Source organism: Pseudomonas sp. HPB0071 (assembly GCF_000478505.2).
Classification (GTDB): domain Bacteria; phylum Pseudomonadota; class Gammaproteobacteria; order Pseudomonadales; family Pseudomonadaceae; genus Chryseomonas; species Chryseomonas luteola.
The window spans coordinates 1,990,931-2,004,742 of sequence record NZ_KI517367.1 but is presented as its reverse complement, the minus strand read 5'-3'; the positions used below and the strand labels follow the sequence as shown (position 1 = coordinate 2,004,742).

At 54.8% G+C, this 13,812-nt stretch carries 11 protein-coding genes; 5 read left to right on the top strand and 6 right to left on the bottom strand.

Annotated elements, in window-relative coordinates; all coding sequences use genetic code 11:
* Entirely contained in the window at positions 1 to 1,371 is a 1,371-nt protein-coding gene (locus tag HMPREF1487_RS09435; RefSeq protein WP_010796407.1) for an aspartate aminotransferase family protein, read from the bottom strand.
* A gap of 218 nt (positions 1,372 to 1,589) precedes the next feature.
* Between HMPREF1487_RS09435 and HMPREF1487_RS09430 the strand changes: the two genes are divergently transcribed.
* Together HMPREF1487_RS09430 and HMPREF1487_RS09425 are read left to right on the top strand one after the other, a co-directional pair.
* Positions 1,590 to 2,072: a GNAT family N-acetyltransferase gene (locus tag HMPREF1487_RS09430; protein ID WP_010796406.1), complete on the top strand. Its 483-nt coding sequence runs from the start codon at positions 1,590 to 1,592 to the stop codon at positions 2,070 to 2,072.
* Positions 2,073 to 2,313: 241 nt separating this feature from the next.
* Entirely contained in the window at positions 2,314 to 3,972 is a 1,659-nt protein-coding gene (locus tag HMPREF1487_RS09425; protein WP_244294394.1) for a sensor domain-containing diguanylate cyclase, read from the top strand.
* Between the two features lie 8 nt (positions 3,973 to 3,980).
* On the opposite strand, the gene HMPREF1487_RS09420 is transcribed toward HMPREF1487_RS09425, so the two are convergent.
* On the bottom strand, positions 3,981 to 4,604 hold the full coding sequence (locus HMPREF1487_RS09420; RefSeq protein WP_010796404.1) for a glutathione S-transferase family protein: 624 nt from the start codon (positions 4,602 to 4,604) through the stop codon (positions 3,981 to 3,983).
* 173 nt (positions 4,605 to 4,777) lie between these two features.
* Between HMPREF1487_RS09420 and HMPREF1487_RS09415 the strand changes: the two genes are divergently transcribed.
* Both HMPREF1487_RS09415 and HMPREF1487_RS09410 read left to right on the top strand, forming a co-directional pair.
* On the top strand, positions 4,778 to 6,169 hold the full coding sequence (locus HMPREF1487_RS09415; RefSeq protein WP_010796403.1) for an aspartate aminotransferase family protein: 1,392 nt from the start codon (positions 4,778 to 4,780) through the stop codon (positions 6,167 to 6,169).
* Positions 6,170 to 6,192: 23 nt separating this feature from the next.
* Positions 6,193 to 7,560, top strand: a complete 1,368-nt coding sequence (locus tag HMPREF1487_RS09410; protein ID WP_010796402.1) for a glutamine synthetase family protein — start codon at positions 6,193 to 6,195, stop codon at positions 7,558 to 7,560.
* Positions 7,561 to 8,529: 969 nt separating this feature from the next.
* Here HMPREF1487_RS09410 and HMPREF1487_RS27295 read toward each other — a convergent pair.
* On the bottom strand, positions 8,530 to 9,150 hold the full coding sequence (locus tag HMPREF1487_RS27295; protein WP_010796401.1) for a hypothetical protein: 621 nt from the start codon (positions 9,148 to 9,150) through the stop codon (positions 8,530 to 8,532).
* 90 nt (positions 9,151 to 9,240) lie between these two features.
* On the bottom strand, positions 9,241 to 9,999 hold the full coding sequence (locus HMPREF1487_RS09405; RefSeq protein WP_010796400.1) for an SDR family oxidoreductase: 759 nt from the start codon (positions 9,997 to 9,999) through the stop codon (positions 9,241 to 9,243).
* A 97-nt stretch (positions 10,000 to 10,096) separates the two neighbouring features.
* Here HMPREF1487_RS09405 and HMPREF1487_RS09400 point away from each other — a divergent pair, with 97 nt between their 5' ends.
* Positions 10,097 to 10,741 (top strand): HAD family hydrolase, encoded by a 645-nt coding sequence (locus HMPREF1487_RS09400; protein WP_010796399.1) that lies wholly within the window; start codon positions 10,097 to 10,099, stop codon positions 10,739 to 10,741.
* Between the two features lie 477 nt (positions 10,742 to 11,218).
* Here the strand turns inward: HMPREF1487_RS09400 and HMPREF1487_RS09395 are convergent, their stop codons facing one another.
* Entirely contained in the window at positions 11,219 to 12,139 is a 921-nt protein-coding gene (locus HMPREF1487_RS09395) for a choline ABC transporter substrate-binding protein (protein ID WP_010796398.1), read from the bottom strand.
* Between the two features lie 68 nt (positions 12,140 to 12,207).
* Positions 12,208 to 13,719 carry a choline-sulfatase gene (betC, locus tag HMPREF1487_RS09390; protein ID WP_010796397.1) on the bottom strand — a complete coding sequence of 504 codons (1,512 nt, stop codon included), beginning with the start codon at positions 13,717 to 13,719 and terminating at the stop codon, positions 12,208 to 12,210.
* Positions 13,720 to 13,812: the final 93 nt, after the last annotated feature.

Below are 13,812 nucleotides of genomic sequence, written 5' to 3'. Positions count from 1 at the left end.
TCAGGCCTGCTTGGCGCGAGTGATCAGCTGGTCAAGCAGTACCATCGCCTGATCGATCTCGGCGAAGGAGATTTCCAGCGACGGTGCAAACGTGATGACGTTCTTGTAGTAGCCGCCCACGTCCAGCACCAGACCGGTCTTCTTGCCCTGGTATTCGAGATCGCCAGCCAGACCGATGTCCACCATCTTGTCCAACAGCTCGCGGTTCGGGGTAAAGCCGTCCTCGGTGCAGATCTCGGCGCGCAGGGCCAGACCCAGACCGTCGACATCACCGATTTCCTTGTGACGCTTCTGCAGGTCCTTCAGGCCTTCCAGGAAGTACGCACCGCGATCCATCACGTGCTTCTCGTAGTCCACTTCCGAGGTCATGCGCAGGGTTTCGAGGCCCAGCGCCGTACCCAACGGGTTGGACGCGAAAGTGGAGTGCGTGGAGCCCGGCGGGAATACATCGGGGTTGATCAGCTCTTCGCGGGCCCACACGCCGCCCAGCGGGTTCATGCCGTTGGTGAGCGCCTTGCCGAAGACGATGATGTCCGGCTTCACGCCAAAATGCTCGATCGACCACAGCTTGCCGGTACGGTAGAAGCCCATCTGGATCTCGTCGACCACCATCAGAATGCCGTGATCGTCCAAGACCTTTTTCAGGCCGGTATAGTAGTTTTTCGGTGGAACGATATAGCCGCCGGTGCCCTGGATGGCCTCGACGTAGAAGGCCGCATATTCCGACTCCTTCGCCTTGGGATCCCACACTGCGTGGTATTCGTTCTCGAACTTACGGGCAAAGTCCTTCACCAGGTGCTCGCCGTACTCTTCGGCCGTCATGCCTTTCGGGCGGCGGAAGGGATAAGGGAACGGCACGAAGTTGGCGCGCTCGCCAAAGTGGCCGTAACGGCGACGGTAGCGGTAGCTGGAGGTAATGCTCGATGCGCCCAGCGTACGGCCATGGTAGCCGCCTTCGAAGGCAAACATCAGGCTCTTGCCGCCAGTAGCGTTACGGACGATCTTCAGGGAGTCTTCAACGGACTGAGAGCCGCCAACGTTGAAATGCACGCGGCCCGGCAAACCAAACTTGCGCTCGGCGTCCTGAGCGATGGTCTTGGCCAACTCGATCTTGGTGGGGTGTAGATACTGGCTGGCAACCTGGGGCAGGACATCCAGCTGCTTGCGCATCACGGCGTCGAGACGCGGATTCTTGTAGCCGAAGTTGACGGCCGAGTACCACATCTGCAGGTCGAGGTAGGGTGTGCCCTCGGCGTCATACATGTAGCTGCCTTCGCAGCCAGTAAAAATCTTGGGCGGATTAACGTAGTGGACGGTGTCGCCAAAAGAACAGTATTTGGCTTCGTCAGCCAGCAAGGCTTCGTTGTTCATGGATTGCTCCAGACTGCGATTGGGTGAGGATCACCGTGGTCTACAGCAGACGCGCGATGACAACTGCCATGCATTGTGCAAAGGCAACCTTGCTGGCCTGTCGAGGGATTGTGTGCAAAGTGTGGAGATGAAACAGAACGTTTCGCAAAGCGACAAACGTAACGTTTTCAGGCGTGAGCTGGCATTATCAAAGCCAGAACGAACGCAGGAGTGCTCTTATGAATATTCGCCCCATTACCGCCGCTGACTTTGATCAGGTCTGGCCGATCATCCAGGCAGTCGTCCAAAGCCAGGAAACCTATGCGCTTGATCCGGCCATGGACCGTGACGCCGCCTGGAAGCTCTGGGTCGAGCTACCCAAGGCCACCTTTGTCGCTGAGCGGGACGGGCAGATTCTGGGTACCTATTATATTAAGCCCAATGCCGCCGGGCCGGGCAGCCATGTGTGCAACTGCGGCTACATGACTGCCGAAGCCGCACGTGGGCAGGGAGTCGCCAGTGCCTTGTGCGCCCATTCGCTGGGAACAGGCCGCGAGCTGGGCTTTCTGGCGATGCAGTTCAACTCGGTGGTCTCCACCAATCAGGTGGCGGTCGCCCTGTGGAAAAAGCATGGCTTTGAGATCGTCGGCACGCTGCCCAAGGCCTACCGCCACCGCACCCAGGGGCTTGTGGACTGCTACGTGATGTTCCGCGCGTTGTAACAGTTAGTCTGCCTAAGCGAACCGCCCACGAAACGGTTAACGTCTATTGGCCGTTTCGCTTCATACTAGATAGTTGTGGGCCTCCAGCACTTTTTTGATGGCCTACAGCTTTGCCACTAATGGCCGATAAGTCTCACACTTCCTCCCCTTAACAAGCCGCAGCGCTTCTTGTTGCTCTTTCACATGCACTCCTGAACAAATGCTCATTTTCTCCAGTTTACGTACTCGATTCGCGTTAATTGTGGCGCTTCTCATTATTTCCCTAAGCTGGATCTTTGGCGCGCTCATCGGAACCGCCTCGGTCAACCGCTTGAGGGATCAGATCGGACGCGAACTGGCCGAATCGGCGCTCGACATGGTCGATCATCTCGACCGGGACATGGATGGCCGCGCCCGAGAGCTGACTGTATTGAGCCAGCTCCAGGCACTGCGCGATCCTAGTCACAACAAAGAGGCGAAGCGGCTACTTAATCACCTGCAGGAGCAGTTCCCCAGTATTGCCTGGATTGGGCTCACAGATGCCCAAGGAAACGTCATGGCATCCAATGACGGTATTCTGGAAGGCGCCAGCATTGCCAAGCGTCCGGTTTACTTGAACGCGCTGCAAGAGCCTTTTATAGGAGACGTGCACGAAGCTGTACTGCTGGCCAAGCTTTTGCCTAACCCTACTGGTGAGGCAATGAAATTTGTGGATATAAGCCTGCCCATCAAGGACGACAATGGAAAATTGATTGGGGTATTGGCGTCGCATCTCTCCTGGGGCTGGGCTGATGAGGTGAGGCAGTCTTTGCTCAAGCCCATTCAGCAACGCTTGCCAGGGCTTGAGTTCATGGTGGTTAGCAAAGACCACACCATCCTCTTAGGCCCGAAGGAGATGATTGGCCAACAGCTGAACTTCAAATGGGACGCTATTGAACAACAGTCTTGGTCGCTTCAACGTTGGCCGGATGGACAGGTTTACCTTACCGGCTTCGCAATGAGTGATGGGCACGGTGACTATCCCGGCCTGGGCTGGACTGTTGTAGCACGCCAACCACTGGACGCTGCATATGCCTCTGCCCATGAACTACAGACAGAAATACTCACAGGGGGCATTGTGCTGGCTGTGATATTTGCCGTCATCGGCTGGCTGCTGGCGGGGTTCATTACCAAACCGCTCAATCAAATCGTAACGGCCGCCAGGCGTCTATCAGCCGGTGAAAACGTTGAAATTCCCGAATTGAAGGGAACTGTCGAAGTACACAGCTTGAGCCAGGCCATCCGCCAACTCGTTCAGAGCCTGAGCCATCAGGGAGACCAACTGGATGCGATGGAAAGCATTGCCTACCAGGACACATTGACTGGTTTAGCCAATAGAGCTGCGCTTGAACGCTATCTACCGCAGGTTCAACAACATATCCAACAGCAGGGCGGTAGCCTTGCTTTGCTATGCCTGGACCTTGATGGGTTCAAGCCCGTCAATGACCGTTTCGGCCATGGTACGGGAGACCTGCTTCTGCAAGGCGTTGCACAACGATTGCTCACATGTTTTCGAGAGAATGATCTAGTTGTACGGCTAGGCGGTGACGAATTTCTGATGCTTGTACCGTTCGCTATCACCGATACGAAAGAGGTTATCGATGCCGTCGCCCTGCGCATCATCCGTTCCCTTGATAACCCCTTCTTCTTGGCCAACGAAAAAATCAAGGTAGGGTGCAGCATAGGCATAGCCCTGTGGCCACAGGATGCGATGGACATCGAAGAGGCTATAACCTTGGCTGACCAAGCACTGTATAGCGCCAAGCGCGCCGGTAAAGGCCGGGCTCACTTCCATGAGTCAGCTGCCACCCAAATCACCCAGGACACAGCGCTCATAAAAGCGTCGGCCCTTAAGGCCCCGACTGAGCAGGACCTTTCCTAAGATCAAGCTCAGGCAGGGGTAGCCGTTGGCATCTCTACATAACCCTTCAACGCCTGCACACGACGTAGCCATTTCTGAACGGCTACAAAGGGGGCAAGGTCAATGCCGCCTTCCGGCGCCATGGCGGTGTATGGGTAGCAGGCGATATCGGCAATCGTCGGGCCGCCGGCCTCCGGCACCAGCCACTCTTCGCCAGTCAGCTGTTTCTCCAGAACCTCTAGTCCAGCCAGACCCAAGGCCTGACAATCCGTCAGGTTGCCGGTACGCGCAAAGACCGACGTGTTGTTAAGGCTGATCGACCGGGCACGGCCTAGTCCATAGCGACCTTCGTTCTGTTCGAAGGCCAGCCATTGCATCACCTTGGCCATGGTCACGGGATCGGTAGGCAGCCACAAACCACGTCCATACTGACGAGCCAGATACACCAGGATCGATGTGGAGTCCCAGAGCGTCACGCTGTCATCCACCAGAACCGGAATCTGCCCCCGAGGGTTGATGGCTAGAAACTCCGGCTGCCGGTTCTCGCCGGCATTGAGATCGACCTTGACCCGCTGATAGTTCAACTCCAGCACGGACAGTAGCAGACGGATCTTGTAGCAATTACCGGATCGTTCCAGATCGTAGAGAATCAAGGCTGTAACCTCATACAGGAGTCAGGCCGCACGGCAGCAAAAACGTCATCTTACAATGTCCGGGACATGAACACGTTGTAAGGCCCTTTTAATAGAAAACGGCCTCTCGCCAACACCTTGCGTTTTACGCGGTTACTCATAGCATGAGGAGACGTCCAAGCGAGGTGATCGGCATGACCGCCAGTGGCATCCACCCATCTGCTGTAGAAACCTTTACCGCTCAAGAGCGCGAGCGTTTTCTCGCCAACAATCCGAACTCCGTGGCACTGGCCGAACGCGCCCGAAAGTCGCTTTACGGGGGCGTTCCCATGCACTGGATGGCCGACTGGTCGACACCGGTGCCCCTGTTCGTCGAGCGGGCCAAGGGCGCACGCTTCTACGACGTGGATGGCCATGAATACATGGACTTCTGCCTGGGCGATACCGGTACCATGTTTGGTCACTCACCGGCCCCCATTGCCAAGGCATTGGCCGAACAGGCGTCCAACGGCCTTACCACCATGTTACCGGGCGAGGATGCGGTCGTGTGCGGCGAGTTGCTGGCCGAACGCTTCGGCTTGCCGTATTGGCAGGTCACCGCCACGGCAACCGATGCCAATCGCTACGTGCTGCGCTGGGCGCGTGCCGTAACCGGGCGCAAGACGCTTCTGGTATTCGATGGCTGCTACCATGGCACGGTGGACGATGTGATGGTGCGCCACCGCAACGGTCGGACGGTGCCTCGTTCTGGCCTGATTGGCCAAGCGTATGACCTGACCGAATACAGCCGCGCTATTCCCTTCAACGATGTGGCAGCTTTGGAGGCGGCCCTGGCCGAAGGGGATGTCTGCGCGCTGTTATGCGAGCCCGCCATGACCAATATCGGCATGGTCCTGCCGGAAACAGGCTTTCTACAAAAGTGTCGGCAGCTGACCCGCCAGTATGGCGTGCTGTTGATCATCGACGAGACTCACACGATCTCTACCGATATTGGCGGCTGCACCCGCCTGTGGAACCTTGAGCCAGACTTTTTTGTGATGGGTAAACCCATCGCTGGCGGCGTACCCTGCGGCGTATTTGGTTGCAGTGCGGAAATGGCCGAACGCATGCACACGGCGCGCGAACAGGCGCAGGCACATAGCCACGGGCACGGCCATAGCGGCATGGGCACCACACTTTCCGCCAACGCCCTGGCCATGCACTGCATGCGCGCCAACCTGGAACAGGTGATGACACCCGCTGCCTATGCTCACATGCTGCCGCTAGCCAAGCGCCTCGCTGATGGCTTCCGCCGGTTGATCGCCGGACATGACTTGAAGTGGTCTGTGACCGAGCTGGGCGCACGGTGTGAGTTTCAGTTCTGCCCAACCCCGCCCAAGACGGGTGCCGAAGCCGAGGCAGCCTTTCATGATGAATTACAGATGGCGCTGCACCTGTATCTGATCAATCGCGGCATCCTGATCACGCCGTTTCACAACATGACGTTGTGCTGCCCCGACACCACCGAGGCAGACGTGGATCGTCTCATCGCCACGCTGGATAATGCCCTGATCGATCTGCTGGCCCTGCCCAACGCCCGCGAATAACCCTAACAACAAGAGCTCTGATCATGACCTTTGCCGATCCCCAGGAAGCCCACGATTTTCTTGCCCAGCACCCTGACGTGCGTAGCATTGAGCTGATATTGATCGACGCCAACGGTGTCCCACGCGGCAAGCTCCTGCATCGCGATGAGCTGCTGGCCATTTATGAAAATGGTCGCCCGCTGCCCAGCTCTATCCTGGCGCTGACCATCCAGGGAGAGGACGTTGACGAGACAGGGCTCGTCTGGGACGTGGCGGATGCCGACTGTTGGACATACCCACTGCCCGGCAGCCTGACGCTGCAACCCTGGCGCACCGTGCCCACCGGGCAGGTGCAGGTCAGCATGCACCCGGAGAAGGGCCTGCCTGCCGCTCCGGCAGACCCTCGGCATGTGCTGGTGCGCGCCGTGGATCGACTCAAGGCGGACGGTTATCACCCGGTCATGGCGGTGGAGCTTGAGTTCTATCTGTTGGACAAGCAGCGCGACGCCCAGGGCCGCCCACAGCCTGCCGTGCAAATGAATGGCATCCGCCCACAGGCTCCGCAGGTATACGGAGTGTATGAGCTGGAGCAGCTACAGCCGTTCCTGGATGACCTGTACGCCGCCTGCCAGGTGCAAGGGCTGCCGGTACGCACAGCCATCTCCGAATACGCTCCATCCCAGATTGAACTGACCCTGGAGCACCGCTTCGATGCGCTGCAGGCGGTAGATGAGGGCGTACGTTACAAGCGGCTGGTCCGTGGCGTAGCCAACCGGCACGGCTTGCAGGCCTGCTTTATGGCCAAACCCTTTGGTGATCTGGCGGGCAGCGGCCTGCATTTGCACGTGAGCCTGGCCGATGCCAACGGTAACAACCTTATGGCCAGCGAAGACCCACACGGTACGCCGTTACTGCGCCACAGTATTGGCGGCATGATGGCGACGCTGAATGACGCCTTGGCGATCTTCTGCCCCAACGCCAACTCGTTCCGTCGTTTCCAGGCCAACAGCTACGCCCCGCTGGCCAAGAGCTGGGGTGTAAACAACCGCACCGTCTCTTTCCGTGTTCCTGGCGGCTCGGCACCCAGCCGCCACATCGAGCACCGCATCTGCGGCGCCGACGCCAACCCGTACCTCGCCGCCGCCGCGCTTCTTTCCGGTATTCATAAAGGGATTCGTGAAGAAATCGAACCCGGTGAGCCCATCACCGGCAATGGCTACCAACAAGCCCGCGAAACCCTGCCCACCGATTGGCTCACGGCGCTGCGCAGTCTGGAAACTTCAACCTGGGCCCGGGAGGCTTTGGGTGAGGAGTTCTTGAAAGTCTATCTCGCCATTAAATGGGCCGAGTACCGCCAGTTCATGGGGGAGGTAGGGGAGCAGGATTGGCGGTGGTATTTGACGCATGCTTGATATGGCTAAGTGAGGCAACAATTTTCAAATAGGCAAGTCAAAAAAGAACATGCATTCTTGTGTAGTTAGCATAAGCAGGCTATGCGCTCAATTCAGCTTTTAGAATGGCCACAATGTATCGCACTTAAAATGACCATCCTTTTCTGAGGCGCATATGGTCTTGCTTAAAAATATAAAGCTTGTAACAACTACACAAGTTTAAAAAATACTGAGCTGCTTCTATGAGGAACTACCCATTATATGGTTAAGCGCATGGGAATGATGAAATCACCCAGCTTAATTCTATATAAAAAGTAAATTTCTATTCGCAGAATAAATAATTCAGCTTTTATGGAATTTGAACACCTATTGAAAACCTAGAAGACCTCAGACATGCAGCACTAAAAATTAAATTTGTCTATTTATATAAGTAGAAAATCCTTATGCAGGCAAAGATTAGGGAGCCATTAATTTATAGCACGGGCTTTTAAATAAGGCGCGAGACTATGTGAAGCAGAAAAGAAATCGCCGAACAAAGAAATTGAGTGACTTAATAGTTTCTGCATCAAACAAGTTTACCTAATAGCTAATTCAGATCTTTACCTTCATTCGCAAAATATTTCCTCAATACGACTCCTCAAAACTTCCGGCTTCATAAGTGCTAATGGCTGCAAATCATAGATATAGGAACTAGATTTATAATCACTCTGTATTCGAGCTAGAAGCTAAGTAAAACTTATTGTTGGATGGGCTTGTTTCTTATAGAAACTTAGAAAAATTGGAGAAAATATAAAACAAACTAAAATATACCAAGAGCAGTAGAGATTGATCAAAAAGGTATGAAAAATCTACATTCCTAAAACGGACCGTATCGCAGCTACAAGAGTTAGTATTTTTACAGCTGCCTACTCAGCCTTAGGTTCGTTAGTAAATTGTTTTTTGAAGCTAAAATTCTTTCAGCTACAGCTTGCCTAGCTTAAAAATACGGCTCTAAGTTTCCATAAACAAAAAAACAGTGGATAAAATAGATAAAAATATAAATGCAAATACTCTTATCCATAAATCCACACTTTCCATACAGTGAAGAAAACCACCACTTTTCCCTTGTGAATTCATTAAAACCCCAAGATACCAAAAAGAAAAGTTAAGTAAAAAGGCTAGCGCAACTAATAGTATTAATCCTGTGCTTATAATCCAAGCCTTCCATAAATCAACACTCCCAACCACTGGATCTGAATATATCAGCAATTGTCCAGTCAATAAACCAAGTGAAAGCCCCCCAATCGCATAAGTATTTACCAAAAGATGATAAGCACACCTTGCAATAAACTTTGATCGAGGCAACAAAATTGCGAAGCCAACAAAAACAAAAGATATGACCCCAATTACATTCCACAAATGAGGGCCTATTCCCTCTGAAACAGCCGCCTTCAAATAATTAGCAGGAAGATAATCATGAAAATACTCCACAAGACAAACTATTAAAAAAGCAGGAATAGCCCAGCAAAATATAATCAGCATTCCTACATTTATATCACGCGCAGACCATAATGATTCTTTTCCAAAACAACTTAGCTGCGACCTCATATAACGACTAAATCTACCTAACATCGCAAACTCCCCTTTAAATAAAATTAGCTTTCAGGGTCAGTTAAGCTTCTTATACAGCTTTTCTTAATTAATCGAAGACAACCGCTATGTTTATCCCCGCCCTATATACGGCATCTTAGTCGCCATCACTGTCATGAATTGCACATTCGCCTCCAGCGGCAAACCGGCCATATAACGCACCGCGTCTGCCACGTGCTGCACATCCATGCGTGGCTCGATGGCTTTTTCGCCGTTGGCTTGCAAGATGCCTGTGCTCATGCGCTCGGTCATTTCGGTGGCGGCGTTGCCGATGTCGATTTGGCTGCACGCGATGTCATAAGCGCGGCCGTCGAGGGAGAGGGATTTGGTCAGGCCGGTAATGGCATGTTTGGTCGCGGTATAGGCTACGCTGAAAGGCCGTGGGGCGTGGGCGGAGATGGAGCCATTATTGATGATCCGACCGCCGCGGGGTGTCTGGTGGCGCATGAGGCGGAAGGCGGCGCGGCTGCACAGAAAGACGCCGGTCAGGTTGGTGTCGACCGTAGCGCGCCAGGCACTGACGTCCAGCTCATCAATAGGTACGGCCTGGGCACCGATACCCGCATTGTTGAATAGGACGTCGAGCCGGCCATAAGTAGCCTTAATGCGCTCGAATAGGGCGTCTACGCTTTGCTCGTCCGTCACATCGCAGACAACGGCCAGGGCTTCCTGACCTGCAGCCTTGGCTTCTTCCATAAACGCCTGCAATGGCGCTTCGCGGCGAGCAGCGACTAAGACGCGATACCCATCATTCAATAGCGCCTGGGCAACGGCCTTGCCGATCCCTTGGGAGGCCCCGGTGACAAGCGCGACTTTACCGGCTGCGTTCATGCGTGAATCCTTCTTCTTATTAGGTAAGGCCTGAGCCTAAACCAGCCCGCGCGGTTAGGGTAGGCTCTGTTATCCACAGCCTTGATGAGAAGACTTTATGCCTTATGCCAATCTCCTGTTCGATCTGGACGGCACACTGACCGATCCCAAGCTCGGCATCACACTGTCCATCCAATATGCACTGGCTCAGATGGGTATCAATGAGCCGGATCCAGACACGCTCACTCATTTTATCGGCCCACCGCTGCACAGCGCCTTCATGGCATCTTATGGATTCGACGATGCCCAGGCCTGGCAGGCCGTGGAGCACTATCGGGTGCGCTTTAAAGAGAAGGGCCTGTATGAAAATACGCCGTACCCAGCCATCCGTGAAACGCTGGCAGCGCTCAAAGAGAAGGGGTACAGCCTGTATGTGGTGACATCCAAGCCTTGGGTGTTTGCTAATGAAATCGCGCGCCACTTTGAGCTAACGGGGTATTTCAAGGCCATTTATGGCAGCGAGCTGGATGGCACGCGTACGGATAAGGGCGATCTGATCAAACATGTGCTGGAGACGGAAAAGCTGCAGCCCGAGACCTGCCTGATGATTGGAGACCGCAAACACGACCTCATAGGTGCTCGACGCAATGGTGTAGATGCAGCCGGTGTGAGCTACGGTTATGGAGGCCGTGCAGAGCTGGAAGCGGAAGGGCCGCGGTTTGTGTTTGAGACACTGGAGGCGTTGAAAGAAGCGCTGGCGTGACGAGCAGGATGGGTTGAGCTACGCGATACCCATCATCAAAACACTCATGCCACTGAATACAGAGAAAAGCAGCAAAATCGCTTCGCTCAACATGCTCCTTAACCGCCGATATTCCCTCCAATGTAGGCCGCGAAATCATGTGTAGCGCTCTCTAAAGCTCGCTACACGACCCAGTGAAGTTACTCATAACCGCCCCACTTCGTTAGCAATAGGTATGACTATTTATCTGGCGATTTCGCACAGCCTTTTAAGTCATACGATGTCTGACGTATGACGTTTCATAAGCTCATGGAATACAGGAAATAAGGGGGTATAGCCGATAAGGGACATTTTTTTTCCGCTGCACACGGTGCGATAAAGGCTATCGCCGTGTTGTGACAGCCTAGTGAATATGGCTATCGATAGGGGCTGTTTCAGCCTGTAGCTGCAGGGAAAACGGGTTAGTAATACATCCCGTTTTCCCTGCGCAATCATGTTCTACAACTTTGCCTTGACCGCGTCCAGACCATCGTTGCCGTCCTTGGTTTTCACACCCTGCAGCCAGGGCTCAATGGCCTGTGGATTAGCCTTGAGCCAGTTCTGTACAGAGTCGGCATAACTGATCTTTTTCTCCACCACGTCGTTCATGATGGCGTTTTCCATATCCAACGTGAACGCAAGGTTGGAGAGTAGCTTGCCTACGTTCGGGCACTGCTCGGCATACCCTTTACGTGTCAACGTATGAACCGTGCCCGCCTCGCCAAAGTATTTCTCACCGCCGGTGAGGTACTTCATCTCGTAATTGATGTTCATGGGGTGAGGCGTCCAGCCCAGGAAGACCACCCACTGGTTGCGCTTCACAGAGCGGCCTACCTGCGCCAGCATGGCCTGCTCACTCGATTCCACCAGTTGCCAGCCGCCCAGATCAAACTCGTTACCGTCGATCATCTTCTGGATCGACTGGTTACCCGGGGCACCCGAGCCGATGCCGTAGACTTTCTTGTTGAACTTGCCAGCATGCTTGGCCAGATCGCTAAAGTCTTTCACACCGGCGTCCCAGACATACTTGGGCACGGCCAGAGTGAATTCGGTCCCGTTCAGGTTTTCCCTGAGGTCGGTCACCTGGCCGCTTTTAACGAATTGATCGTAATACCCTTGCTGCGCAGGCATCCAGTTGCCCAGGAAGGCGTCGATCTTGCCATCCTTCAAGCCGCCAAACACGATGGGGACGGAAAGCGTGTCGACCGTGCTCTGGTAGCCCAGCGATTCGAGCAGAAAGCCGGCAACGGCGTTGGTAGTGGATATATCGCTCCAACCCGGATCAGCCATACGAACAGTGCCGCAAGCGGCATCTTCAGCGTGAACCTGCATACCAAACAGGGCGGCGCCAACCATCAAAAGCGTGGGTATTGGTTTCATGCGTGCGTCCTTCAGCGTGTGTTATCGGGTCTACAGTGGCCCGTCAGCATCCTTCGGGCAAGGGTTGATTACAGCGGCTGTGGATAACGGGCACGCCGCTCCAGATCATCCAGGTCGATGTGGTTGCGCATGTATTGCTGGCTCGCATCCACGAACGGCTGGTGGTCCCACGCCGTGCGCATGCCCTTATTCAGCGCCTCGGCGACAAAGCGGCGACGCCGCTGGCTGGCCAGCACATCGGCATGGATATGGGGTATGGACCATCGGGTACGGGCCTCCTGTACAAAGGTATCCAACACGCTCTGGTATTCACCGCTGGTTGCAAGGTTTTCCAGCTCCTGGGGATCATTGGCAAGATCGAATAGAAGCAGCGGGTCCTGCTCGGAGTAGATGAACTTGTAGCGGCCACGCCGAATCATCATCAGCGGGCTATGAGTACCTTCGGCCATGTATTCGCCGATCACTTCATCGTGGCCCTCACGGTTTTCCAGGTGCGGCAGCAGTGATCGACCATCCAGGGGCAGGCCGTCCTGCACACAGCCTCCGGCCAGCTCCACGAGGGTCGGCAGGAGGTCCATGGTGGAAACCGACGCACTGACGTGCCGCGCCGCAAACTGTTTGGGGGCGTGGATAAGCAGGGGTACACGGGCAGACATCTCGAACCAGTGCATCTTGTACCAGAGGCCGCGTTCACCCAGCATGTCGCCATGATCGCCCGAGAAGACAATGATCGTATCCTCTGCAAGTCCGCACTCTTCCAGAGTCTTGAGCAACTTGCCTATATTGGCATCCACATAGCTGCATGCCCCATAGTAGGCGCGGCGCGCATCCCGAATCTTTTGCTCCGGCAACGGCTTATCCCACAGGTCGATGACCTTGAGCAGGCGCTGGCTGTGAGGGTCCTGCTCATCCTGGGACAACGTCACCTGTGGCAACTCGATGTCCGTTTCCTCATACAGATCCCAGAATTCCTTGGTAATCGTGTAGGGGTCATGCGGGTGGGTCATGGAGACAGTCAGGCAGAAGGGCTGGTCATCCCCCCGGCGGACATGGTCGTAGAGGTATTGCCTGGCCTTGAAGACCACTTCCTCATCGAAGTCCAGCTGATTGGTGCGGATGGAAGGCCCGGCCTGCAGCACGGATGACATGTTGTGATACCAGCTTGCACGCACATCCGGCTCGTCCCAGTTCACCGCCCAGCCATAATCGGCAGGGTAGATGTCGCTGGTCAGACGTTCCTCGAAGCCGTGCAGCTGGTCCGGTCCGCAGAAATGCATCTTGCCGGAGAGGGCAGTGCGATAGCCCAGGCGGCGCAGGTAATGGGCATAGGTCGGAACGTCCGCAGGAAAGTCAGCGGCGTTGTCGTAGGCTCCGATTCTGGAAGGCAATTGCCCACTCATCAGGACAAAGCGAGAGGGCGCACACAACGGGCTGTTGCAGTATGCCGAATCGAACACCACGGCCTGCTGTGCCAGACGCTCAAGATTGGGAACCTTGATGGGCGAGTCGGCACGGTGGAACGGCAGCAGCGGCGCAGCCATCTGGTCCGCCATGATGAAAAGGATGTTTGGCTTTTTCACATACCCTCCGACCTGTGTTGATGATTACATACTCACATTTGCAATCATCATCAGACGAGGGCTCCTGATCGGTAAACCGCATAGAGAGGCATG